The following is a 23,408-nucleotide window of genomic DNA, read 5'->3' on the forward strand; positions in this document are numbered from 1 at the left end:
GAGCTTGCCCCCACGCTGGACACCGTCGAGCGTGCCGCAGCCACCCCCGACCAGCCGCAACCGTTCCGCGAATTGGGCCTCAAGGACGACGAGTACCAGCGCATCCGCGAGATCCTCGGCCGCAGGCCCACCGATGCCGAACTGGCGATGTACTCGGTGATGTGGAGCGAGCACTGCTCGTACAAATCCTCGAAGGTGCATCTGCGCTACTTCGGGGAGACCACCACCGAGGCGATGCGCTCGACGATGCTCGCCGGTATCGGTGAGAACGCCGGGGTGGTCGACATCGGCGACGGCTGGGCGGTCACGTTCAAGGTCGAGTCCCACAACCACCCCTCCTACGTCGAGCCGTACCAGGGCGCGGCCACCGGAGTCGGCGGCATCGTCCGCGACATCATGGCGATGGGCGCGCGCCCGGTGGCGGTGATGGATCAGCTCCGCTTCGGCGCCGCTGACGCCCCCGACACCAAGCGGGTGCTCGACGGCGTCGTGCGCGGCGTCGGGGGGTACGGGAACTCGCTCGGCCTGCCCAACATCGGCGGTGAGACCGTCTTCGACCCCTCCTACGCGGGCAACCCGCTCGTCAACGCGCTGTGCGTCGGCGCGATGCGCAAGGAAGACCTGCACCTGGCGTTCGCCTCGGGGTCGGGCAACAAGATCATCCTGTTCGGCGCCCGCACCGGGCTCGACGGCATCGGCGGCGTATCGGTGCTGGCCAGTGAGACCTTCGGTGGCGACGAGGGATCGGGCCCCGGCCGCAAGAAGCTGCCCTCGGTGCAGGTCGGTGACCCCTTCATGGAGAAGGTGCTCATCGAGTGCTGCCTCGAGCTCTACGCCGCAGGATTGGTGGTCGGCATCCAGGACCTCGGTGGGGCCGGATTGTCCTGCGCCACATCCGAACTCGCCTCCGCTGGCGACGGCGGGATGCATGTGGACCTCGACCAGGTCCCGCTGCGCGCGGCCAACATGACACCCGCCGAGATCCTGTCGAGCGAGTCGCAGGAACGCATGTGCGCGGTGGTCACCCCCGACAACGTCGACGCGTTCCTCGAGGTCTGCCGCAAGTGGGACGTGCTGGCCACCGTGATCGGCGAGGTCACCGACGGGGACCGGCTCGTGATCACCTGGCACGGCGAGACCGTCGTCGACGTACCGCCGCGCACCGTCGCCCATGAGGGGCCGGTGTACGAACGGCCCGTCACCCGGCCCGACACGCAGGACGCGCTCAACGCCGACACCTCCGCCGACCTGCCTCGGCCCACCACCGGCGACGAACTGCGCGCCACCCTGCTGGCCATGGTCGGCAGCCCCCACCTGTGCAGCCGCGGCTACATCACCGAGCAGTACGACCGCTACGTGCGGGGCAACACCGTGCTCGCCGAACACGCCGACGGCGGCGTGCTGCGGATCGACGAGGCCACCGGCCGCGGCATCGCGGTCTCGACCGACGCATCCGGCCGCTACACCGCGCTCGACCCGTACACCGGCGCGCAACTCGCGCTGGCCGAGGCCTACCGCAACGTCGCGGTCACCGGCGCCACCCCCGTCGCGGTGACCAACTGCCTGAATTTCGGGTCCCCCGAGGATCCGGGCGTCATGTGGCAGTTCAGCCAGGCGGTGCGCGGCCTGGCCGACGGCTGTGTGGCCCTGGGCATTCCGGTCACCGGCGGCAACGTCAGCTTCTACAACCAGACGGGCACCACCGCGATCCTGCCGACGCCGGTCGTGGGGGTGCTCGGGGTGCTCGACGACGTCCGGCGGCGAATCCCGACCGGCCTCGGCACCGAACCGGGCGAGACGCTGATCCTGCTGGGCGACACCCGCGACGAATTCGACGGCTCGATCTGGGCGCAGGTCACCGCCGGACATCTCGGCGGTCTTCCCCCCAAGGTCGATCTCCAGCGGGAGAAGCTGCTCGCCGACGTGCTCACCGCCGCATCCCGTGACGGATTGATCTCCGCCGCACATGATCTCAGCGAGGGCGGGCTGATCCAGGCGGTCGTCGAGGCCGCCCTGGCCGGCGAGACGGGCTGCCGTGTCCTGATCCCCGAGAACTTCGAAGACGGCACAGGCCCGTTCACGTTCCTCTTCAGCGAGTCCGCGGGGCGGGTGCTCGTCGCGGTGCCCCGCACCGAGGAGAGCCGCTTCACCTCGATGTGCGAAGCCCGCGGCCTGCCCGCCACCCGTGTCGGTGTGGTGGACCCGGGCAGCGACGCGATCGAGGTGCAGGGCCAGTTCACGGTGCCGCTGGCGGAGTTGCGCACCACCTCCGAGGGCGTGCTGCCCGGACTGTTCGGGTGAGAGCGCAGACCGACAACACCGCCGGTGACACCGTCACCGACACCCCCGAACGCCCGTGGCGTCATCCCCTGCTCGTCTGGGCCTGGGGCCTGATCCGGCTCGATTTCACCGGCGTCGCCGTCGGCGCCCTGTTCTTCTGCCTGTCCCTGACCCCTTCGCTGCTCCCGCGCGGCTGGCTGTTCCAAGGCCTGATCGGCGGGTTGAACGCCGCCATCGGATACGGCATCGGTGTCTTCATCTCGAAGATGTTGTCGCGTTTCGTCTTACGGGGTCGATCCGGGTGGCCGCCGTCCCGGCGGACGCTGTACGCGCTCAAGGCCGGGATCGTCGGGCTGGCGGTCGCCGCCTGCCTCCTGATGCTCGTGCCCGCCGCCGCCTGGCAGCGGCAGGTCTCGGCCGAGATGGGCCTGACGGGCCCGGACACGTCCGGCTACCTCCGTGTGCTGGTGGTCTCGGCGCTCGCGGGCGGAGTGTGCGTCGCGCTCAGCCGCGTCGTCCTCGACATCATCAAGACGTTGGCCCGCTGGCTCATCCGCCGGTGGCGGCTGAGCGACGAGATGGCGCTGCTGATCGGCACCGCGGTCATCGTCGTCCTGCTGATCACCTTGATCAACGGCGTACTGCTGCGGGGGTTCCTCGCCGGCGCCAGCCGCGTCTTCCAGCCGCAGAACACCACGACGCGCGAGGGCGTCGGACAGCCCGACCAGCCCGAACGATCCGGCAGCCCATCATCGTTCGCGTCGTGGGACAGCCTCGGGTACCAGGGTCGCAACTTCGTCGCCAGCGGACCGGACGCGCAGGAACTCCAGCGGGTCAACGGCAGGCCCGCCCAAGAGCCGATCCGCGTCTACGCCGGTCTGCAGACCGCCGACACCGACGAACAGCGAATCGCCGTGGTGCTCAGTGAACTCGAGCGGACCGGGGCCTTCGACCGCGAACTGCTGGTGATCGTGCCCACCACGGGCACCGGGTGGGTCAACCCCGTGGCCGCGCGCGCGATCGAGCTGATGTACAACGGTGACACCGCCATGGTGGCGATGCAGTATTCGTACCTGCCCAGCTGGATTTCGTTCCTCGGCGATCAGCAGCGGTCGATGGAGTCGGGGCGCATGCTGATCGACGCGGTGCAGCAGCGGTGGTCAGAACGGCCGCCGCAGCAGCGCCCGAAACTCGTTCTCTACGGCGAGAGTCTGGGCTCCATGGCCGGACAGGCCGCGTTCGCGTGGCTGCCCGACATCGCCGACATGGGCTTCTCGTCCGTGCTGTGGGTCGGGCCGCCCAACGCCAGCCCGCTGTGGAAGGCGATCACCGAGCGCCGCGACCCCGGCACGCCGGAGGTCGAACCGCGCTACGACGGGGGCCGCACCGTGCGGTTCTCCCAGGCGGCCGATCCGGCCGAGATCGCCGGCGACACACAGGCCCCGTGGCAGGGCACCCGGGTGTTGTTCCTGCAGCACGCGTCCGACCCGATCGTCTGGTACTCACCGGATCTGCTCACCGCCCGCCCCGACTGGCTGCGCGAGCCGCCGGGTCACGACCGCACTTCCTCGATGCGCTGGTATCCGATCATCACGTTCTGGCAGGTGAGCGCGGACATGACGAACGCGTCGAGCATGCCGGGCGGACACGGACACAACTACGGCGACTCCGTGCTCGACGGCTGGGCGGCGGTCGCACCGCCACCCGGGTGGAGCCCGGGGGACACCGAGCGCATCCGGAGCGTGCTGCAGAAGACCGGCGGTCCCGAATACTGATGCGCCGCAACGAGACAACGGCGCTGACGCTGGCCGCCGTGCTGGTCACGCTGAGCGGTCTGGTCAGTCCGCGCCTGCCCGAACGGTGGGCCGCTGTCGTGCACGGCGTATTCAGTGCGGCGCTGGCCGTCGCCGCCGACGCGCCGCTGGGCTTGCGCCCTCCGGCACTACGCAGTGGCCTGCGCACCGGCGGGGTGGCCGCAGCCCTGGTGAGCACGGGCGTCGCCGCGGCCAGCGCGGTGCCCGGGGTCCGCACGGCGATGACGACGCGGGATCTGCCTGCGGCGCCGTCGCGTTGGCTGATGCTGCGCATCCCACTGGGCACGGTGTGGGCCGAGGAGGTGGCCTACCGCGGGGTGCTGGGGCACCTCGGCGCCGCGGCGTTCGGACCGACACGGGGGCGGCTGCTGCAGTCGGTCGCTTTCGGTCTCTCGCACATCGCGGACGCGCGCGCCGCCGGGGAACCACTGGCAGGCACTGTGCTCACCACCGGGGTCGCGGGCTGGGTGTTCGCGTGGCTGGGGGAGCGGTCCGGCAGTCTGGCCGCCCCGATGCTCGCGCATCTTGCGCTCAACGAGTCCGGTGCGCTCGCGGCACTGGCCGCCCAGCGACGTCTGCGCCGCGTCGGCGCGGTCAAGGAATGATGGTGCGGCCACAACAGCGTCAGCATGACCCGCTCGTCGACATCTCCGCGGAACTGCATCGAGATGGCTGCGGCCACAACGCAAACCGCGACGATCGCGACCGCGCTCGCCACCCGGTACGGCGGGTGACGGCGGCGACTGGCCACTTTGCGACACTGAGGTATGGCAGCCCGCCGCACGGCAGACCCGGCGCAGACCCGCGCGGCGGTGTCGGCCGTCGTCGACTGGCTGCGTGACGACACCGCGCCGGCCCCCGACCGCACCCGGATCGCCGAGGCGGTCCGGTTGACCGCCCGCACCGTGGCCGGGCTCGCCCCCGGGGCCAGTGTGGAGGTCCGGGTGCCACCGTTCGTCGCCGTGCAGTGCATCGCGGGACCCACCCACACCCGGGGCAATCCACCCAACGTCGTGGAGACAGATCCGCGCACCTGGCTGCTGGTCGCCACCGGGTTGTTGGGTTTCGACGAGGCGGCGGCGAGCGGTGCTCTGCAGCTGTCCGGGTCCCGTGCCGCTGAACTGGCCACCTGGCTCCCCGTCGTGACCCCGGGAATGTAACCGCGAAATAGGTGTTTCAAGACACGTCGCCGATTCCCATAACCGGGTATACGGCCCGTAGACTCAGACACGTCACCCACAGCCCCTTGGGAGCAGCCATATCGTGAGCGGCCACGACGACATCGAGCCCGAGAACGATCCCCGTGAAGAATGCGGCGTCTTCGGCGTCTGGGCCCCCGGTGAGGATGTGGCCAAGCTCACCTATTACGGCCTCTATGCGCTACAACACCGTGGCCAGGAAGCCGCGGGCATCGCGGTCGCGGACGGGTCGCAGGTTCTGGTGTTCAAGGATCTCGGCCTCGTCAGCCAGGTGTTCGACGAGCCGACGCTGGCCGCGATGCACGGACACGTCGCGATCGGGCACTGCCGCTACTCGACCACCGGGTCGACCACGTGGGAGAACGCCCAACCGGTTTTCCGCAACACCCTGGCAGGCACCGGGGTGGCCGTCGGCCACAACGGCAACCTGGTCAACACCACCGAACTCGCCGCCCGGGCACGCGAAGCCGGGCTGATCAACGGCCGCACCCCCGGCGCGGCGACCACCGACTCGGACATCCTCGGCGCGCTACTGGCCCACGGCGCCGCCGACGCCACCGTCGAACAGGCGGCCCTCGAACTGCTGCCGACCGTGCGTGGCGCGTTCTGCCTGACCTTCATGGACGAGAACACCCTCTACGCCGCGCGCGACCCGTACGGCGTCCGCCCGCTGTCGCTGGGGCGGCTGGACCGCGGCTGGGTGGTGGCATCGGAGACCGCCGCCCTCGACATCGTCGGCGCGTCGTTCGTCCGCGACATCGAACCCGGCGAGCTGCTGGCCATCGACGCCGACGGCGTGCGCTCCACCCGCTTCGCCAACCCCACCCCGAAGGGGTGCGTCTTCGAATACGTCTACCTGGCCCGGCCCGACAGCACCCTGGCCGGCCGGTCCGTGCACGCCACCCGCGTGGACATCGGCCGCCGGCTGGCCAGCGAGATGCCGGTCGAGGCGGATCTGGTGATCGGCGTCCCCGAATCCGGCACACCCGCCGCCGTGGGTTACGCGCAGGGCTCGGGCATCCCGTACGGCCAGGGCCTGATGAAGAACGCCTACGTGGGTCGCACCTTCATCCAGCCGTCGCAGACGATCCGCCAGCTCGGCATCCGGCTCAAGCTCAACCCGCTCAAAGAGGTCATCCGCGGTAAGCGGCTGATCGTCGTCGACGACTCGATCGTGCGCGGCAACACCCAGCGGGCGCTGATCCGGATGCTGCGCGAGGCCGGCGCCGTCGAGGTCCACGTCCGGATCGCCTCCCCGCCGGTGCGGTGGCCGTGCTTCTACGGCATCGACTTCGCCACGCCCGCGGAGCTGATCGCCAACGGCGCCGAGGACGAGGACCAGATGCTCGACGCCGTCCGCCGCGCGATCGGCGCCGACACCCTGGGCTACATCTCGCAGCAGGGCATGATCGCGGCGACCGAACAGCCCGCGTCGCGGCTGTGCTCGGCGTGCTTCGACGGCGAGTACCCGATCGAGCTGCCTGGCGAGTCCGCACTGGGCAAGAACGTCATCGAGCACATGCTCGCCACGGCCGCCCGCAGCGGGATCCCGCTGGAGAAGGTCGACAACGACAACGCCTCGGCGCTCAGGCGTCCTTGACGGCGCCCCGGCCCTGACGGCTCCTACTGGGCTACCGCGGGGCTGAACCGCAACAGCTGACGCCTGCCGCCGCTCGCCGCGGTGCCGTTCTGCCGAAGTGCCGCGGCGACCGCGTCGCGGTAACCGGTCAGCCCGCCCGGCGGTGGCGGAATCACCGCGTCGATGTCGTGTTCGTGCACGACCGCATCGCACTCCAGCGATTCGACCAGCGGCCGGGCCAGGCCCGACGAGATCGGTGTGACCAGGCCGACCCAGCGACTGGCCAGTGTCGGCGTCAACCACGGCAGCACCACGAACCGGCGGGGGCGCAGCCCGGCGAGGTCGGCGTAGACCTGCATGGCATCGCCGTACTCGAGGACGTCGGGGCCGCCGATGTCCCATGTCCGCGATGTCGGCACCACCGCGGTGGCGGCCTCGACCAGGTAGTACAGGGCGTCGTCGATGAAGATCGGCTGAATGGTGTTGTGCACCCACTTCGGCGCGGTCATGACCGGCAGCCGGTCGGTCAGGTGGCGGATCATCTCGAACGACGCCGACCCCGATCCGACGACGATGCCGGCCTGCAGCACCACCGTCTCGATTCCGGAGTCGATGAGGATCTCGCCCACCTCGGTGCGCGAGGCCAGATGCCGCGACAGCTCGACACCCTCGGGGTGCAGGCCGCTGAGGTACACCACCCGCCGGACCCCGGCCTGCTCGGCCGCGGCCACCACGTTGCGGGCCGACTCGGCCTCTTCGGCGACGAAGTTCTTCGACGTGCCCATCGAGTGCACGAGGTAATAGACGACGTCCACTCCATCGAAGGCCTCGACCAGCGAGTCGCGGTCTGTCAGATCGCCCTGCGCCACCTCGACCTGCGCGCGCCACGGCGCGTCATCGAGCTTGCCGGGGGTGCGAGCCATCGCGCGGACCTGCAGGCCCCGGTCGAGAAGTGCGGGGACGAGTCGACCGCCGATGTAGCCCGTCGCGCCCGTCACCAAGCACCGGATGTTGTCAGCCACGCCAGATCTCCGTTCGGTTGCCGTCTCGTGTGATTCGGAGCCGGTACGCGCACGGATGACCGCAGAACGGCTCAGGCAAACCCACAGCCGGGATCGGGTGCGTCGTCGGCGAGCGGCGCACCGGAGGGGTTGAGGTAGAGGACCTGCAGGACCAGCGGCGTCGGACCGACGTTGCGGCCGATGTGCACGTAGCCCGGGCCACCCTTCTCGCTGATGTCCTGACCGGCGACGTAGAAACCGTCGACCGAACAGTCCGCCCGGTGGTGCAGCAAGACGCCCTCCTTGACGGTGGCGAACAACTGACCCGGATGGGAATGCCAGCCGGTGCTCCCACCGGGGGCGATGGTGATCTCCCGAAAGATGTAGTCGGTCCCGGCGTCCGTCATCTCCCACAGGATCGTGCCCTGGGTGTCACGAGCGGGTGTGGCCGCCGCGGGCGCCGCCGGGGCGGTCGCTGCCGCGAAAGTGATTGCCGCGGCGGTCAGGGCAACGCGCGTGGAGTTCATGGGCGCCAACGGTGTCACACCGGTGACCCGGCCGCGGGGAAACGCGCAGGCAGGGATCGCCGATGGCGTTTACCGTCTGCACACCGCGACCGGTAGCCTTTCCCTCGATGACCGAGCGCGCCGAACAACACGGCATTTCCTATGCGTCGGCCGGTGTAGACATCGAAGCCGGTGATCGCGCCGTCGAACTCTTCAAACCCCTGGCCGCGAAAGCCACCCGCCCGGAGGTGCGTGGGGGGCTCGGCGGGTTCGCGGGCCTGTTCGCACTGCGCGGCGGCTACCGCGAACCCGTGCTGGCCTCGTCGACCGACGGTGTCGGCACCAAGCTGGCCGTCGCCCAGGCGATGGACAAGCACGACACGGTCGGGCTCGACCTGGTCGCGATGGTCGTCGACGACCTCGTGGTGTGCGGCGCCGAGCCGCTGTTCCTGCAGGACTACATCGCCGTCGGGCGCACGGTTCCCGAGCGGGTCAGCCAGCTGGTCGCCGGGATCGCCGAGGGTTGCGTACTCGCCGGCTGCGCGCTGCTGGGTGGCGAGACGGCCGAACACCCCGGCCTGATGGCCCCGGACCACTACGACATCTCGGCGACCGGCGTCGGGATCGTCGAGGCCGACGACGTGCTGGGCCCCGACCGGGTCCGCCCCGGTGACGTGCTCATCGCGATGGGATCGTCGGGCCTGCACTCCAACGGCTACTCGCTGGCCCGCAAGGTGCTGCTCGAGATCGACCGGATGAACCTGGCCGGCCACGTCGAGGAGTTCGGTCGCACCCTGGGCGAGGAACTGCTCGAGCCGACCCGGATCTACGCCAAGGACTGCCTGGCGCTGGCCGCCGAGACCCAGGTGCGCACGTTCTGCCACATCACCGGCGGCGGGCTCGCCGGGAACCTCGAGCGCGTGGTGCCCAACGGTCTGATGGCGGAACTCGACCGCGGCACATGGACGCCCGCGCCGGTGTTCCAGATGATCGCCCAGCGCGGCCGCATCGAGCGCACCGAGATGGAGAAGACGTTCAACATGGGTATCGGCATGGTGGCCGTCGTCGCGCCGGAGGACACCGATCGCGCCCTGGCCATCCTGACGGCCCGCCACATCGACAGCTGGACGCTCGGGACCGTCAAAAAGGGTGGCAAGGATGAGCCGCGGGCACTGCTGGTGGGTCAGCACCCGCGGTTCTGATGCGACGGAAGGACTAGCGGCGCCAGTCGTCCTCGGGCGCCCACGGGTCGTCGGCTACGCCGTCGCTGGGGTCCAAGTCGTCGGACCCGCCGGCCAGCTCGCGCTGTAGCCGTTCGAAGTCAGTTTGGGGCGAGCTGTACTTCAGGTCACGAGCAACCTTCGTCTGCTTCGCCTTCGCCCGGCCGCGGCCCATAGGGGACCCCCTCGCGCAATAACGGAGCGGCCCTGAGAACTGGCGGCTCCGATTCTCCGATGTCGTTATTGTCCTGCCAACACTTTAGCGTGCCCGCCCGCCATGTGCTGGCATGCCCTCGCCAGCGGTGACCAGACTCACCGGCCGCCGCCGCGGAGCCGCTCCACGGCAAGCCGGCCCGCGCCCACGTGGTCGGTGTCCGGCAGGGAGTCGGCGTCGATGACCGCGCTCGCCTCGACCTCTCCGCCGGTGGTCAGTGGGGTGTCGGCGGGCAGGCCGCGCTTGACGAGCGCGAGCGCCACCGGACCGTCGTCGATGTGCTCGACGACGGTGCCGACCCGCCCGACGGTGCGGCCGCCGGCGAGCACCGGGTCACCGGTGGACGGACGGTCGGTGGTCCCGTCGAGGTGCAGCCGGACCAGCATGCGGGGCGGTTTTCCCAGGTTGTGGACGCGGGCGACCGTCTCCTGGCCGCGGTAGCAGCCCTTGTCGAGATGCACCGCGCTGCCGATCCAGCCGACCTCGTGCGGGATGGTCCGTTCATCGGTGTCGACCCCCAGCCGGGGTCGCAGGGCGGCCACCCGGTGCGCCTCGTAGGCCCACACCCCGGCCGGGCGGACGCCTGCGGCGGTGAGTCGGCTCTGCCAGTCGGCGGCCTCCGCGCGGGGCACCACGAGGTCGAGTTCAAGTCCGTCGGCGGGCAGCCGTCGCACGAAACCACCGCCGGGCAGGGCTGTCGCGGTCGATTCCGCCGGTAGCGAACCCAGCCCCAGCGCGTCGAGAACGGGCGTGTCGGCCAACGCGGGACCCAGAAGTGACAACACCGCGAGGTCGGCGGGCTCGATCGTCACGTCGGCCCAGAACACCATCCTGCGGAGGTAGGCCGACAGCGGATCGCCGCGCCAGGGCTCGGTGTCCAGATACAGCACGCCGCCGAGTTCGGTCTGCCACCAGTGGTCCTCCACCCGGCCCTGGCCGTCGAGGCTCAGGTTCTGGATGACCGTGCCGTCGGGTTGTTCGCTGACGTGCTGGCTGGAGATGGTGTGCAGCCAGGACCGGCGTTCACCGCCGGTCAGGGCGAGGGTGGCGCGGTGTGAGCGGTCGACGACCACGGCGCCGTCGGCGGCGGCGCGCTGTTCGCCCAGCGGGTCGCCGTGGTGCCACACCGCCCCGGCGTCCGGCCCTTCGGGCACGGGTACTGCTGACATAGGTCAACTCTACGGGTCTACGCTGGTGGGCCATGGCGAGCGGACCCGCTGTGGTCGTCACCCTCGACGGTGCCGTCCACGACGCGCAGACACCCCTGTTGCATGCCGACGACCTGGCCGCCGTCCGGGGCGACGGCATCTTCGAGACCCTGCTGGTCCGCGACGGCCGTCCCTGCCTGCTGGAGGCGCACCTCGGACGGCTCGCCCAGTCGGCGCGGCTGATGGAACTGCCCGCCCCCGATCTGCCGCGCTGGCGTTCGACGGTGACCACCGCGGTACACCGCTGGGCGGCGGACGGCGGCGACGAAGGGGTGCTGCGGTTGGTGTACAGCCGTGGCCGCGAAAGCGGCGGCGCACCAACCGCTTTCGTCACGATCGGTGCTCTGCCGGCCCGGGTGGCGGCCGCCCGCCGGGACGGGGTGGCGGCGCTGACGCTGGCGCGCGGCCTACCGACCGGCGCCGCCGACCTGCCGTGGCTGCTCGCGGGGGCCAAGACGCTGTCCTATGCGGTGAACATGGCCGCGCTGCGGCACGCCGAGAAGCAGGGCGCCGGCGACGTCGTCTTCGTCAGCTCCGACGGCCACATCCTCGAGGGGCCGCGGTCGACAGTGGTGATCGCCACCGAGATGGAGGACGGCGGACTGGGGCTGCTCACCCCGCCGCCGTGGTATCCGATCCTGCGCGGCACCACCCAGCAGGCGTTGTTCGAGGTGGCGCGCAACAAGGGCTACGACTGTGACTACCGGGCGCTGGTTCCTGCCGATCTGACTGCGGCACAGGGTGTTTGGCTGGTCTCCAGCATCACGCTGGCGGCCCGGGTGCATACCCTCGACGGGGTGCCGCTGCGGCCGACGCCGCTGGCGGGCGAGATGGCCGCGCTGGTCGACGCGGCCATCGTCAGCGATCGCTGACGGCGTACCGAAAATTCCTTGTCGGTGCGAGCATCCGCGGGTACGGTCGCTCGTACACAGGGAAGGAGGTGGTCCGACAAATTGAGTGACTTATGGACATGTGAGGTGGCTGCCCGCTAGCAGCACCGGGGAAGTCGAGCACCGACCTGCGTGCGCTGGCGAATTCCCCGCAGTCACCCGGCCCCCGAGCCCCTCGGTCCGTCCAACCAGGAACCAACGGCTCGGGGGTCGCCCATTTCCCGGGTCTTTCGGCTCCCGCGTCAGCCCGGACCCGGCGCCAGCGACGCGCAGGACTTCAATGCCTCGTCCCATGCCGCCCGGTCCACGCCGGCGGGCGGACCGGTGTTCGGGCCCGGTGCGGCGGGCACACCGTGCTCGTTGAGGCACTCCGCGTAGGAGCCGTGGCCGCTCGGGCTCGAGGAGGGTCCGGATTCCGACGGCGATTGCTCGGCCGCACACGCCGCCAACAGCCCCGCGGCGGCCAGAACCGCCGTGATCGTCCGCACGCGCACTATCCGGCGTACCTCGACAGCCGCGCCGACAGGTGCGGCACCAGCCCGCCGTCGGCGTCCACACGCTCCTCGACGTAGGCCAGATCGCCGCCCTCGACGATGCCGTAGAGCCGCTTCGCGCCGCCGACCAACATCCCCGACTTGCTGCGGGCCAGCGCGTCGGTGACCAACTCCCACGACGACTGGTTGCGCGGCCGGCCGTAGAACAATTCGATGTAGCCGGCCGAATGGGCCAGCAGCAGTTCGATCGCCTGCGATTCGGAGGGGTCACCGGGATCGGACACGAAACGCCAGAACCCCGTCTCCCGCAACCACACCCGCTCGTACTCACCGGACTCGGTCAGCCGCCACGAGCGGGCTTCCCAGTTCAGGTAGTCGCCACCGTCGTGGGAGACGACGATCTGCTGACCGAACCGGTAGTCGCCGTGGGGGCCCCGGCCTTCTCCTTCACCGCGCCACACGCCGACCAACGGCAGCAGTGCGAGCAGCGCGTCGTTGAAATCGACCCCCCTGCGCAGGTTCGCGGTGTCCGCGGGCAAGGGGAGATCGTCGAAAGCGGGGATGTTGCGCGACGCAGTGACTTTGGCCCGTTCGGCGGCGTCCGCTACGGCGCGGTCGCCGGACGTCGAGAAGATGGAACCGGCGGCGTCTTCGGGTTCGTGCGGTGCGGTCACGACTCGTCGGTGATGAGGCGGTAGAGCGCGTACAGCGCGAACCACGTGATCACCAAGGTGCACACCACCAACAGGATTTCGTAGAACAGGACCACGAAACCAGTCTAACCGCAGGCGGAACGCGGTTCGCGTCCGGCCGGTCAGCCGATCTTGTACTCGAACTGGGGACAGAACGCGCCGGTCGCCGCCCCGATGAACACACCGGCCTGATAGTCGGTCCAATCGGTGACGCTGAGCAGATCGGACACCTCGTCGGCGAAGGTGGCGCCGTTGCTCCAGTCCGAGCAGACGGCATGGCCGGTGTCGAGGACGGCCGGGGTGTCGACCGCCTCCCACACGATGCCCTCGTTGCGGATGATGGTGAGGAAGTCCTCCTCGGGCCCGGCGGCGGCAACGGGTGCGGTCGCCAGCGCAACGGCGCCGATTGCTGATGCGGCCGCGCACACGAGCGTCACGTTCATGGTCAGTCCTGTTCAACGGGGTGGACACCTGCGACGACGCAGGAATTGACCACATCGTGACCGACCATCGTGGGATGTGCAGCGAATTCACAGAAATTTGCGAATCCGTCAACGCGCACGCCGGGGCGCGGACGCCCCGGCGTGGCGAACGATCAGTCCGGTCAGGCGACCTTGACGTCGACCTCGTGGATCCCGGCGCCCGACGGGGCGACGGTGGCGTCGCCGTTGCCGACCTTCGACAGCGCGCGCAGCGTCCAGGTGCCCGGCGCGGCGAAGAACCGGAAGTCCCCGGTGGCCGACGCGACGACCTCGGCGGTGAACTCGTCGGAGGCGTCGAGCAGGCGCACGAAGGCGCCGCCGACCGCCTGGCCGGAGCCGTCCACCACACGACCGGTGATCACGGTTTCCTTCTCCAGATCGACGCTGGCGGGCAGTGCCAGGCCTTGCTTAGGAGGAGCGCACATATGTCTAACTTCCCAACTCGATCGGGGCCCCCACCAGGGAGCCGTATTCCGTCCAACTGCCGTCGTAGTTCTTGACGTTCTTGTGTCCCAACAGTTCCTGCAGGACGAACCACGTGTGTGAGGAACGCTCACCGATGCGGCAGTAGGCGATGGTTTCCTTCTCACCGTCCAGGCCGGCGTCGGCGTAGATCTTGGCGAGATTTTCATCCGACTTGAAGGTGCCGTCCTCGTTGGCGGCCTTGCTCCACGGCACGTTGATGGCCGTGGGGATGTGGCCGGCGCGCTGGCTCTGCTCCTGCGGCAGATGCGCCGGGGCGAGGATCTTGCCGGAGAACTCGTCGGGGGAACGCACGTCGACCAGGTTCTTGGCGCCGATCGCGGCGATCACCTCGTCGCGGAAAGCCCGGATGGTGTTGTCGGGCTGCTTGGCGGTGTAGCTGGTCGCGGGGCGGTCTGCCGGATCGCTGGACAGCGGACGCCCGTCGAGCTCCCACTTCTTGCGGCCGCCGTCGAGCAGCTTGACGTTCTCGTGGCCGTACAGCTTGAAGTACCAGTAGGCGTAGGCGGCGAACCAGTTGTTGTTGCCGCCGTACAGGATGACGGTGTCGTCGTTGCCGATGCCCTTGTCCGACAACAGCTTCGAGAACTGCTGCTGGTCGACGAAGTCACGCTTGACCTGGTCCTGCAGTTCGGTCTTCCAGTCGAGCCGGACGGCGCCGGGGATGTGTCCGGTGTCGTAGGCCGAGGTGTCCTCGTCGACCTCGACGAACACGGTGTTCGGCGCGTCGAGATTGCTCTCGGCCCAGTCGGTGGTGACCAGGACGTCGGAGCGAGCCATCGATGATCCTTTCGTTGCTTATTGCGAAGTCATGCGGGGGTGGGGACCCGGCGGAGCCGGGCGGCGAGCGGGTAGAGCCGGCAGCCAAGGCAGATGCCGAAGGCCGCGTTGAGAAACGCCGCGAACAGGGCGAACGCGGTGAAGACCAGACCGACCGCGGACCAGTCCGCGGCGAATCCGATGGTGCCGACGGCGGCGAAGACCAAGCCGACGAGCTGGGCGAACTTCAAGGGGGCCGCCGGTTCGCGGTCGGTGACCGGGCCGAGGCGGGGCGCGATCAGCCGGCGGAACGCGATGCCGTACGGGTGCTGACGGGGACCGCGCAGGGCGCCGATCGCGAAGACGACGCTCTGCGCGCCGAGCAGCACCGCCGCCGCGAGCGGACTCACCGCGGACAGCACCAGCGTCGCGACCAGCACGCCGGTGGTCACCCAGGCGGTGAACCGGGGACCGCGGACGTCGACCCGGGGGTCCGACGCGGTGTCGGTCGGCGTGGACATGTGGTCATACTCCTGTTGCGTTGGATGTCTGGTTGTGGACAGGCCAGAGCCGCTAGCTCGAGCGAACGCGACCATGGCCGCGCGAGGACGCTCAGCTACAACAACAACAGCAACAACCCGCGGTGCGGCACAGATCGACTGCGCGGCGCTTGGTGAGCATCAGCTCGAGGCGGGCGAACACCCGGCCAGCTTACCCAATGACAGGGTGATCAGGCCAACAGTGGCTCCAGCACGGACCGCAGGTCAGCGACCTTCGGCACGCCCGAGGTGCGGTAGCGCGGACGGCCGTGGGCGTCGAAGATGATCGTGGTCGGCAGCGACAACACCGAAAGCCGCCTGGCCGCTTCCGGATTGGCGTCCATGTCGATCTCGACGTGCGCGACCTCGGGCAGCTCGCGGCACACCTGGTCGACCACGCGGCGCACGGCGTCGCAGGGCCCGCACCACACGGCGCTGAAGTGCAGGACGGTCGGACCCGAGTCGGAGAGGCCGAGCCCGGAGGTGTCGATGTTCGCCGCGGCGGCCTCGCCCTTGAGCAGGCCGGCGCGCAGGGTGATCAGGCGGCCCACCACGAGCGCGATGCCGAACACCGCGATGAGCACCGCGATCACCACGATCCATGACGAGCTCACGGTTGTCTGAACCCGTCGAGTGTGATGGTCATGTCGTCGGCGATGCCCTCGATGATGACATCCGAACCGCGCGCACCCTGGGCGGTCGGCGCGATCGCGAACGGAAGTCTCTGGCCCGGCATGGTGGCGCTGAACGCGTCCAGCACCGCGGCGGTCTTGTCCTCGGGCACCGCCTGCTCGGCCGTGCCCGCGCCGGTGAGCACCTCGGTGGCCGTCATCACCAGCGTCGTCTGGTCGGGTCCGCTGACGGACAGGTCGACGGCGACGGACACCCGTTCGTCGAAGCCCGCCGCCTCCGGGGTGCCGGTGAACACCACCCCCTTGTTGCTGGAGATGCCGGACTCGGTGGTGCCGCCCGTCGCGTCGTTGGTCTCCCCGGTCGGGGCCTCGACCAGCAGGTCCGGGATCCCGATGAAGCGGCCGACGTGCGTGGAGTTGATGATGATGCGGCTCTCCACCTTGCCGACGGCCATCGGTGCGTCCGGCCGGACCAGCCAGGACGTCTCGCCGAGGTCGACGTCGTGCAGGGTCGCTTCCAGCGACGCCTTACCCACCACGGGGTGATCCACACCACTGGCGCGGAGCTCCACCTCGCCGTAGCGGTGATCCATCGCCTGGGTGGCGAACGGGAAGCCGATGATCCCCACCCACGGGTCGGCATCGAGGTTCGCGACCTCACGCAACACCCGTGACCAGCGGTATTCGGCGTAGATGGCGGTGCCGAAATCGACGCCGACCGCTCCGACGACCACTGCGGTCACCGTCGCGACGAGCCCGATCAGCACCTTGCGCATCGCCACATTCTGGCTTACCCGGCTTGCGCGACCCGACTTGACGCGGCTGATTTGCCGGTGGCGCGCTATCGTTACTTGACCCAACGGCCGGTAACGGCCGTGTGTCAGGCACAAATCTGGGAGATCACCGCACATCGACGTCGGCCGACGCCCCCGGACTGCTGGAGGGCCTGTGGATCTACTGCTGCTGACCGTCGACCCGCACCCCGAGTCGGTTCTGCCGTCATTGTCGCTACTCGCGCACAACGTGCGGGCCGCCCCGACCGAGGTCTCGTCGCTGCTGGAAGCCGGTACCGCCGACGTCGCGATCGGCGACGCCCGCACCGACCTGGCCGCCGCGCGCGGCCTGTGCCGGTTGCTGGGCACGACCGGGACGTCGGTGCCCGTGGTGGCGGTCGTCAACGAAGGCGGACTCGTGGCCGTGAATCACGAGTGGGGCCTCGACGAGATCCTGCTGCCCGGGACGGGGCCCGCCGAGATCGATGCGCGCCTGCGGTTGCTGGTCGGGCGCCGCGGTGGGGTGGCGAACCAGGAGAACGCAGGCAAGATCAGCCTCGGCGAACTGGTGATCGACGAGGGCACCTACACGGCCCGGCTCCGTGGCCGCCCCCTCGACCTGACCTACAAGGAATTCGAGCTGCTGAAGTACCTCGCCCAGCACGCCGGCCGGGTGTTCACCCGTGCCCAGCTGCTGCAGGAGGTGTGGGGTTACGACTTCTTCGGCGGCACCCGCACGGTCGACGTGCACGTCCGTCGCCTGCGCGCCAAACTCGGGCCCGAATACGAATCGCTGATCGGCACCGTGCGCAACGTGGGCTACAAGGCGGTGCGGCCCGCCCGCGGCCGCCCGCCCGCACCGGAGACCGAACTGTCCGACGACGAGGACGACTACGAGACGCCGGACAGCGTGCCGCCCTCGCTGGCGGACCCGTTGCGCGCACCGTGACGTCGATCGACTGGCGGAGCGCGCTGACCGACGGCGAGCAGGGTGGGATCCGCGACGTCATCGCGGCAGCGACCCGCCTCGACGGGGTCGCCCCGGTGGGCGATCAGGTGCTGCGGGAACTGTCTGTCGACCGGACCCGGCACCTGCTGGCCGTCGACCCGGAGACCGGAGGGGTCGTCGGGTACCTCAACCTCGCGCCCCCCTCCGACACCGCACCGCCGATGGCCGAACTGGTGGTCCACCCGGACTTCCGGCGGCGCGGCACGGGGGCGGCCATGGCCCGCGCCGGGCTCGCCGAAGGCGGTGCGTCGGCGCGGATCTGGGCGCACGGCAACCTCGAGGCCGCGCAGGCGACCGCCCGCGCGCTCGGCCTGCAGGTGGTGCGCGAGCTGCTGCAGATGCGTCGCCCGCTCACCGACCTGCCGCCGGTGACGGTGGCCGACGGTGTTCGGCTGGCCACGTATTCCGGACCCGGAGATGATCGGGAGTTGTTGCGCGTCAACAACTCCGCGTTCGCCTGGCACCCCGAACAGGGCGGCTGGACCGGCGCCGACATCGCCGAACGGCGGGCCGAGCCGTGGTTCGAGCCCGAGGGCCTATTCATGGCGTTCGACGACGCGTCGGGTGACCTGCTCGGCTTCCACTGGACGAAGATCCACGGACCCGACCTCGGTGAGGTCTACGTGGTCGGCGTCGACCCGGCCGCCCAGGGCCGCGGTCTGGGCGCCACTCTCACGCTCACCGGACTGCATCATCTCGCCCGGCGACTGTCGGGTTCCTCACAGCCGACCGTGATGCTCTACGTCGAGGGCGACAACACCGCGGCGGTGAAAACGTACCGGCGCCTGGGTTTCGACGTGTTCTCCGTCGACGCCGCGTACGCCGCCTCCGCCGGCAACCTGTGAGATCACTGAACCTGTTCACCGCCCGTTAACCCGCGATAGGCGATCCGTCCACCAGCGCCGCATACGTTGCGCGTTGAGTTCGAAGCCGTCTACGAAAGTGGGATAAGTGAAGCTCAAGAGCATGGGCATGGTGGTGTCCGCCACAGCGATCGCCGCGCTGACGCTGACCGCGTGCGGCAGCGACAACAACGCGGGCACCGCCGAAACCACCGGGGCCTCCGGCACCGGTTCGGCCAGCGCCGACTGCGGTGGCAAGAACTCGGTGACCGCCGAGGGTTCCACCGCCCAGCAGAACGCGATTGCCGTGTTCAACCAGGTGTGGGGCCAGAAGTGCGCGGGCAAGAACCTCTCCTACAACCCGACCGGTTCCGGCGCCGGCCGCGAGCAGTTCGTCGCGGGCAACGTCGACTTCGCCGGGTCCGACTCGGTGATCAAGGAGGAGCAGGCGCAGCAGGCCGCGGAGCGTTGCGGCGGCAACCCGGCGTGGAACCTCCCGCTGGTGTTCGGCCCGATCGCGCTCGCCTACAACATCGAGGGCGTCGACGGCCTCGTACTCAACGGCGACACCCTGGCCAAGATCTTCCAGGGCCAGATCAAGACCTGGAACGATCCGGCCATCGCCGGGCTGAACCAGGGCAAGACCCTGCCCGACACCGCGATCACCCCGATCTTCCGCTCGGATTCGTCGGGCACCACCGACAACTTCCAGAAGTACCTGGCCGCGGCCGCCCCGCAGACGTGGACGAAGGGCGACGGCAGCGAATTCCAGGGTGGCGCGGGCGAGGGCGCCCAGAAGTCGGCGGGCGTCGCGCAGGCCGTGCAGGCGACCCCGGGTTCCATCGGCTACGTCGAGAAGGGCTTCGCCGATCAGGCCGGAATCCCCTACGCCCAGATCGACAACGGTGGCGGTCCGGTGGAGTTGACCGACGAGACGGCGGGCAAGGCCATCGACGCCGCGCAGTTCGCCGGTGAGGGCAACGACCTGGCACTCGACCTCGACTCGCTGTACGGGACCAAGGAAGCCGGGGCGTACCCGCTGGTGCTGGCCACCTACGAGATCGTCTGCTCCAACGGCTACGACGCCGAGACGGCCGCCGCGGTGAAGTCCTTCCTCACCGTGGCCGCCAACGACGCGCAGGGCGGCCTGTCCGCCGCCGGCTACGTCCCGCTACCCGACCGCTTCAAGGAGCGGCTGCTGGGATCCATCGAGGCCATCGGCTCGACTGCCTGACCCTGGTGGCGCCGCGACACGAACACGGTGAGGATGGAATGCGAATCCGATGACCGACAGGCTGGATGTGACATATCCGAATCCCACGGAACGGGGATCGGGCGAGGCCGTGGCCGCGCCCTTCCCCGAACCGGAACCCATCTCCACCGACCCGTCGCGCCACGCCAAGGTGAGGTTCGGCGACCGGGTCTTCCGCGGACTCGCGGAAGGCTCCGGCGTCCTGATCGTCGCCATCATCGTGGCGATCGGGCTCTTCCTGCTGTGGCGCGCGGTTCCCGCGCTGTCACGCAACGAGGCGAACTTCTTCCTCTACGGCGGTAACTGGGTCACCACCGACACGTCGGCGATGCAGTTCGGCATCCTCGACCTGCTTCAGGTGACCGTGTTCGTGTCGGTGTTCGCACTGGTGCTGGCGATGCCCGTGGCGCTGGGCATCGCCATCTACCTGACCAACTACGCCCCGAAACGGGTGGTCGGCCCGCTGGGGTACATGGTCGACCTGCTGGCCGCGGTGCCGTCGATCATCTACGGCGTGTGGGGCCTGTACGTGCTGGCCCCGGCGATCAAACCGTTCGCGGTATGGCTCAACGACAGCCTCGGGTGGCTGTTCCTGTTCCAGACCGGCAACGCGTCGGTGGCCGGCGGTGGCACGATCTTCACCGCAGGCATCGTGCTGGCGGTGATGATTCTGCCGATCATCACCGCGGTCACCCGCGAGGTGTTCGTCCAGACGCCGCGCGGCCAGATCGAGGCGGCGCTCGCACTGGGCGCCACCCGTTGGGAAGTGGTCCGCACGACGGTGCTGCCGTTCGGCATGTCCGGCTACATCAGCGGCGCGATGCTCGGTCTGGGCCGCGCGCTCGGTGAGACCATCGCGCTGCTGATCATCCTGCGCGGCACCCAGCAGGCGTTCGGCTGGTCGCTGTTCGACGCCGGCTACACGTTCGCGAGCAAGATCGCCGCCGCGGCAAGCGAATTCAACGACCAGTACAAGGCGGGCGCCTACATCGCCGCCGGGCTGGTGCTGTTCATCCTGACGTTCGTGGTGAACTCGCTGGCCCGCGCCGCGGTCTCCGGAAAGGATCGGTCCGCTTCATGACCACGCCCGCTACCCCCGCGGCCACCCTGGACCGGCCCGTCAAGGTCCCCACCTTCCAAGGGGTCAGCACGCGTCGCAAGATCACCAACAGCGTCGCCACCGTCCTGGTGACCGCCTCCGTGGTGGTCGCGATCGTGCCGCTGCTGTGGGTGTTGTTCACGGTCGTGGCGAAGGGCATCGGTGCGGTGACCTCGTCGACGTGGTGGACGAACTCGCAGGCCGGGATGACGGCGTTCCAGGCGGGCGGTGGCGCCTACCACGCGATCGTCGGCACCGTCCTGCAGGCGCTGGTGTGCGCGGTGATCTCCATCCCTGTAGGGGTGTTCGTCGGCATCTATCTGGTCGAGTACGGCGGCGGCACCCGCCTGGGCAAGGTCACCACCTTCATGGTCGACATCCTCACCGGGGTGCCCTCGATCGTGGCGGCGCTCTTCATCTACGCGCTGTGGGTGGCGACGCTGGGCTTCGAACGGTCGGGTTTCGCGGTGTCACTCGCGCTGGTGCTGCTCATGATCCCGGTGATCGTGCGCTCGACCGAGGAGATGCTGCGGGTCGTGCCGATGGATCTGCGCGAAGCGAGTTACGCACTGGGCGTGCCGAAGTGGAAGACCATCTCGGCGATCGTGATCCCGACCGCGCTGTCGGGCATCGTGACCGGCATCATGCTGGCGTTGGCCCGCGTGATGGGTGAGACGGCGCCGCTGCTCATCCTGGTCGGCTACGCCCAGGCCATGAACTTCGACATGTTCGGCGGCTTCATGGGATCGCTGCCCGGCATGATGTACGACCAGACCTCGGCCGGCGCCGGTGCGAATCCGGTTCCCACCGACCGCCTCTGGGGTGCGGCGTTCACCCTCGTCGTCCTCATCGCGCTGCTCAACGTCGGCGCGCGTTATCTCGCCAAATTCTTCGCCCCTAAAAAGGTCTGAGCAGGTTTAGGAGAAAACCACCATGGCCAAGCGTCTGGACCTCAAGGACGTCAACATCTTCTACGGCGCGTTCCACGCGGTCGCCGACGTCTCGATGTCGGTGCCGCCGCGCAGCGTCACCGCGTTCATCGGCCCGTCGGGCTGCGGCAAGTCCACCGTGCTGCGCACGCTCAACCGTATGCACGAGGTCATTCCCGGTGCGTACGTGAAGGGTTCGGTGCTGCTCGACGGCGAGGACATCTACGGCGCCGGCGTCGACCCGGTGGGCGTGCGCAAGACCATCGGCATGGTGTTCCAGCGTCCGAATCCGTTCCCCACCATGTCTATTCGCGACAACGTGGTGGCCGGGCTCAAACTGCAGGGGGTGCGCAACCGCAAGACGCTCGACGAGGTCGCCGAGCGCTCCCTGCGGGGCGCCAACCTGTGGAACGAGGTCAAGGACCGCCTCGACAAACCGGGCGGCGGGTTGTCGGGCGGTCAGCAGCAGCGGCTGTGCATCGCCCGTGCCATCGCGGTGCAGCCCGACGTGTTGCTGATGGACGAGCCGTGTTCGGCCCTCGACCCGATCTCGACGCTGGCGATCGAGGACCTGATCGCGGAGCTCAAGCAGGATTTCACCATCGTCATCGTCACCCACAACATGCAGCAGGCGGCGCGGGTGAGCGATCAGACGGCGTTCTTCAACCTCGAGGCCACCGGTAGGCCCGGCCGGCTCATCGAGATCGACGACACCGAGAAGATCTTCTCCAACCCGCGGCAGAAGGCAACCGAGGATTACATCTCCGGCCGCTTCGGCTGAGCCGTCTCACACGAAAGGCCCCGCCGCGGCGGGGCCTTTCGACGTATGTGCGACTCAGCGCGGCGTCGGGATGACCTCTTCGGTCGGGTACGCGCCGGTGACCTGGAAGATGACGCGGCGCGCCACCTCGACGGCGTGATCGGCGAAGCGCTCGTAGAACCGGCTCAGCAGCGTCACGTCGACGGCCGCGGTCACACCGTGCTTCCACTCCCGGTCCATCAAAACGGTGAACAGGTGACGGTGCAGATCGTCCATCGCATCGTCTTCCTCCTGGATGCGGGCCGCCTTCTCGGGATCCCGCGTCTCCAGCACCTCCTGCGCGGCGTTGCCGAGTTCGACCGCGACGCGGCCCATCTCGGCGAAGTAGCCGTTGACCTCCTCGGGGAGCACGTGCTGCGGATGACGGCGCCGCGCGATCTTGGCGACGTGGAGCGCCAACGCGCCCATCCGGTCCACGTCGGCGACGATCTGGATGGAACTGACCACGGCGCGCAGATCCCCCGCGACGGGAGCCTGCAGCGCCAGCAGCACGAACGCGGCCTCCTCGGCGCGGGCGCTCATGGTGGCGATCTGATCGTGGTCGGAGATGACTTGTTCGGCCAGAACCAGGTCGGCCTGCAGCAGTGCCTGTGTCGCGCGCTCCATCGCTCCGCCGGCCAGGCCGCACATCTCACCCAGCTGATCGGTGAGGGCCCCTAGTTGCTCGTGGTACGCGGTTCGCATGTGTCCAG

The 23,408-nt window shown here is 69.4% G+C and carries 27 protein-coding genes; 13 read left to right on the forward strand and 14 right to left on the reverse strand.

Features of this window, described 5'->3' with window-relative positions; genetic code table 11:
• The first annotated feature begins 15 nt into the window (after positions 1 to 15).
• The 5 genes from purL to purF all read left to right on the forward strand — a co-directional run bounded on the left by purL (position 16) and on the right by purF (position 6,893).
• Positions 16 to 2,301, forward strand: a complete 2,286-nt coding sequence (gene purL / locus AU195_RS03635; RefSeq protein ID WP_172800462.1) for a phosphoribosylformylglycinamidine synthase subunit PurL — start codon at positions 16 to 18, stop codon at positions 2,299 to 2,301.
• Positions 2,298 to 4,055 (forward strand): alpha/beta hydrolase, encoded by a 1,758-nt coding sequence (locus AU195_RS03640; protein WP_059157701.1) that lies wholly within the window; start codon positions 2,298 to 2,300, stop codon positions 4,053 to 4,055. Before purL ends, AU195_RS03640 begins: the two co-directional genes overlap by 4 nt.
• Positions 4,055 to 4,699, forward strand: coding sequence for an Rv0804 family intramembrane glutamic endopeptidase (locus tag AU195_RS03645; RefSeq protein WP_059157702.1), 645 nt, complete (start codon positions 4,055 to 4,057; stop codon positions 4,697 to 4,699). Before AU195_RS03640 ends, AU195_RS03645 begins: the two co-directional genes overlap by 1 nt.
• A 162-nt stretch (positions 4,700 to 4,861) precedes the next feature.
• On the forward strand, positions 4,862 to 5,254 hold the full coding sequence (locus AU195_RS03650) for a sterol carrier family protein (protein WP_059157703.1): 393 nt from the start codon (positions 4,862 to 4,864) through the stop codon (positions 5,252 to 5,254).
• Between the two features lie 103 nt (positions 5,255 to 5,357).
• A complete protein-coding gene (gene purF / locus AU195_RS03655) occupies positions 5,358 to 6,893 on the forward strand; it encodes an amidophosphoribosyltransferase (protein ID WP_059157704.1) in 1,536 nt (511 codons plus the stop codon).
• A 23-nt stretch (positions 6,894 to 6,916) separates the two neighbouring features.
• On the opposite strand, the gene AU195_RS03660 is transcribed toward purF, so the two are convergent.
• Both AU195_RS03660 and AU195_RS03665 read right to left on the reverse strand, forming a co-directional pair.
• A complete protein-coding gene (locus AU195_RS03660) occupies positions 6,917 to 7,894 on the reverse strand; it encodes an NAD(P)H-binding protein (RefSeq protein ID WP_059157705.1) in 978 nt (325 codons plus the stop codon).
• A 71-nt stretch (positions 7,895 to 7,965) separates the two neighbouring features.
• Positions 7,966 to 8,400: a cupin domain-containing protein gene (locus tag AU195_RS03665; RefSeq protein ID WP_059157706.1), complete on the reverse strand. Its 435-nt coding sequence runs from the start codon at positions 8,398 to 8,400 to the stop codon at positions 7,966 to 7,968.
• A gap of 107 nt (positions 8,401 to 8,507) precedes the next feature.
• On the opposite strand from AU195_RS03665, the gene purM reads away from it, so the two are divergent.
• Entirely contained in the window at positions 8,508 to 9,581 is a 1,074-nt protein-coding gene (purM, locus tag AU195_RS03670) for a phosphoribosylformylglycinamidine cyclo-ligase (protein WP_059157707.1), read from the forward strand.
• Positions 9,582 to 9,594: 13 nt separating this feature from the next.
• Here purM and AU195_RS03675 read toward each other — a convergent pair whose 3' ends face one another.
• Both AU195_RS03675 and ygfZ read right to left on the reverse strand, forming a co-directional pair.
• Positions 9,595 to 9,774 carry a DUF3073 domain-containing protein gene (locus AU195_RS03675; protein ID WP_011561914.1) on the reverse strand — a complete coding sequence of 60 codons (180 nt, stop codon included), beginning with the start codon at positions 9,772 to 9,774 and terminating at the stop codon, positions 9,595 to 9,597.
• Between the two features lie 137 nt (positions 9,775 to 9,911).
• On the reverse strand, positions 9,912 to 10,982 hold the full coding sequence (gene ygfZ, locus AU195_RS03680; protein ID WP_059157708.1) for a CAF17-like 4Fe-4S cluster assembly/insertion protein YgfZ: 1,071 nt from the start codon (positions 10,980 to 10,982) through the stop codon (positions 9,912 to 9,914).
• Between the two features lie 32 nt (positions 10,983 to 11,014).
• On the opposite strand from ygfZ, the gene AU195_RS03685 reads away from it, so the two are divergent.
• A complete protein-coding gene (locus AU195_RS03685; RefSeq protein WP_059157709.1) occupies positions 11,015 to 11,893 on the forward strand; it encodes an aminodeoxychorismate lyase in 879 nt (292 codons plus the stop codon).
• A gap of 260 nt (positions 11,894 to 12,153) precedes the next feature.
• Here the strand turns inward: AU195_RS03685 and AU195_RS03690 are convergent, their stop codons facing one another.
• The 9 genes from AU195_RS03690 to lmeA all read right to left on the reverse strand — a co-directional run bounded on the left by AU195_RS03690 (position 12,154) and on the right by lmeA (position 16,768).
• Positions 12,154 to 12,405: a hypothetical protein gene (locus tag AU195_RS03690; RefSeq protein WP_059157710.1), complete on the reverse strand. Its 252-nt coding sequence runs from the start codon at positions 12,403 to 12,405 to the stop codon at positions 12,154 to 12,156.
• Positions 12,405 to 13,079, reverse strand: coding sequence for a heme-binding beta-barrel domain-containing protein (locus tag AU195_RS03695; protein WP_059157711.1), 675 nt, complete (start codon positions 13,077 to 13,079; stop codon positions 12,405 to 12,407). The genes AU195_RS03690 and AU195_RS03695 overlap by 1 nt, the downstream gene beginning before the upstream one ends.
• Positions 13,080 to 13,219: 140 nt before the next feature.
• The gene (locus tag AU195_RS03700) at positions 13,220 to 13,540 is read right to left on the reverse strand and encodes a DUF732 domain-containing protein (protein ID WP_059157712.1); all 321 of its coding nucleotides are present in this window, start codon (positions 13,538 to 13,540) and stop codon (positions 13,220 to 13,222) included.
• Between the two features lie 161 nt (positions 13,541 to 13,701).
• Positions 13,702 to 14,004: a DUF1416 domain-containing protein gene (locus AU195_RS03705; protein ID WP_059157713.1), complete on the reverse strand. Its 303-nt coding sequence runs from the start codon at positions 14,002 to 14,004 to the stop codon at positions 13,702 to 13,704.
• Between the two features lie 4 nt (positions 14,005 to 14,008).
• Positions 14,009 to 14,842 carry a sulfurtransferase gene (locus tag AU195_RS03710; RefSeq protein ID WP_059157714.1) on the reverse strand — a complete coding sequence of 278 codons (834 nt, stop codon included), beginning with the start codon at positions 14,840 to 14,842 and terminating at the stop codon, positions 14,009 to 14,011.
• A gap of 29 nt (positions 14,843 to 14,871) precedes the next feature.
• Positions 14,872 to 15,342 (reverse strand): DUF4395 domain-containing protein, encoded by a 471-nt coding sequence (locus AU195_RS03715; protein WP_059157715.1) that lies wholly within the window; start codon positions 15,340 to 15,342, stop codon positions 14,872 to 14,874.
• A gap of 91 nt (positions 15,343 to 15,433) precedes the next feature.
• Positions 15,434 to 15,523, reverse strand: a complete 90-nt coding sequence (locus AU195_RS26340) for an Ms5788A family Cys-rich leader peptide (RefSeq protein ID WP_353612150.1) — start codon at positions 15,521 to 15,523, stop codon at positions 15,434 to 15,436.
• Between the two features lie 28 nt (positions 15,524 to 15,551).
• Entirely contained in the window at positions 15,552 to 15,974 is a 423-nt protein-coding gene (locus AU195_RS03720; protein ID WP_059157716.1) for a thioredoxin family protein, read from the reverse strand.
• Positions 15,971 to 16,768, reverse strand: a complete 798-nt coding sequence (gene lmeA, locus AU195_RS03725; RefSeq protein ID WP_059157737.1) for a mannan chain length control protein LmeA — start codon at positions 16,766 to 16,768, stop codon at positions 15,971 to 15,973. Before lmeA ends, AU195_RS03720 begins: the two co-directional genes overlap by 4 nt.
• Before the next feature lie 172 nt (positions 16,769 to 16,940).
• On the opposite strand from lmeA, the gene AU195_RS03730 reads away from it, so the two are divergent.
• The 6 genes from AU195_RS03730 (at position 16,941) to pstB (ending at position 22,677) form a co-directional block, all read left to right on the forward strand.
• Positions 16,941 to 17,714 (forward strand): winged helix-turn-helix transcriptional regulator, encoded by a 774-nt coding sequence (locus AU195_RS03730; RefSeq protein WP_059157717.1) that lies wholly within the window; start codon positions 16,941 to 16,943, stop codon positions 17,712 to 17,714.
• Positions 17,711 to 18,619: a mycothiol synthase gene (mshD, locus tag AU195_RS03735; protein WP_059157718.1), complete on the forward strand. Its 909-nt coding sequence runs from the start codon at positions 17,711 to 17,713 to the stop codon at positions 18,617 to 18,619. The genes AU195_RS03730 and mshD overlap by 4 nt, the downstream gene beginning before the upstream one ends.
• A gap of 121 nt (positions 18,620 to 18,740) precedes the next feature.
• A complete protein-coding gene (gene pstS, locus AU195_RS03740) occupies positions 18,741 to 19,850 on the forward strand; it encodes a phosphate ABC transporter substrate-binding protein PstS (RefSeq protein WP_157531017.1) in 1,110 nt (369 codons plus the stop codon).
• A 49-nt stretch (positions 19,851 to 19,899) separates the two neighbouring features.
• Complete coding sequence (gene pstC / locus AU195_RS03745) at positions 19,900 to 20,949, forward strand: phosphate ABC transporter permease subunit PstC (RefSeq protein WP_059157720.1); 1,050 nt, start codon at positions 19,900 to 19,902, stop codon at positions 20,947 to 20,949.
• The gene (gene pstA / locus AU195_RS03750) at positions 20,946 to 21,878 is read left to right on the forward strand and encodes a phosphate ABC transporter permease PstA (protein ID WP_059157721.1); all 933 of its coding nucleotides are present in this window, start codon (positions 20,946 to 20,948) and stop codon (positions 21,876 to 21,878) included. The genes pstC and pstA overlap by 4 nt, the downstream gene beginning before the upstream one ends.
• A gap of 22 nt (positions 21,879 to 21,900) precedes the next feature.
• Positions 21,901 to 22,677, forward strand: a complete 777-nt coding sequence (pstB, locus tag AU195_RS03755) for a phosphate ABC transporter ATP-binding protein PstB (RefSeq protein WP_059157722.1) — start codon at positions 21,901 to 21,903, stop codon at positions 22,675 to 22,677.
• Positions 22,678 to 22,731: 54 nt separating this feature from the next.
• Here the strand turns inward: pstB and phoU are convergent, their stop codons facing one another.
• On the reverse strand, positions 22,732 to 23,400 hold the full coding sequence (phoU, locus tag AU195_RS03760; protein WP_011561891.1) for a phosphate signaling complex protein PhoU: 669 nt from the start codon (positions 23,398 to 23,400) through the stop codon (positions 22,732 to 22,734).
• Between the last annotated feature and the right edge of the window lie 8 nt (positions 23,401 to 23,408).

Source organism: Mycobacterium sp. IS-1496, from assembly GCF_001499995.1.
In the GTDB taxonomy this organism is placed as follows: domain Bacteria; phylum Actinomycetota; class Actinomycetes; order Mycobacteriales; family Mycobacteriaceae; genus Mycobacterium.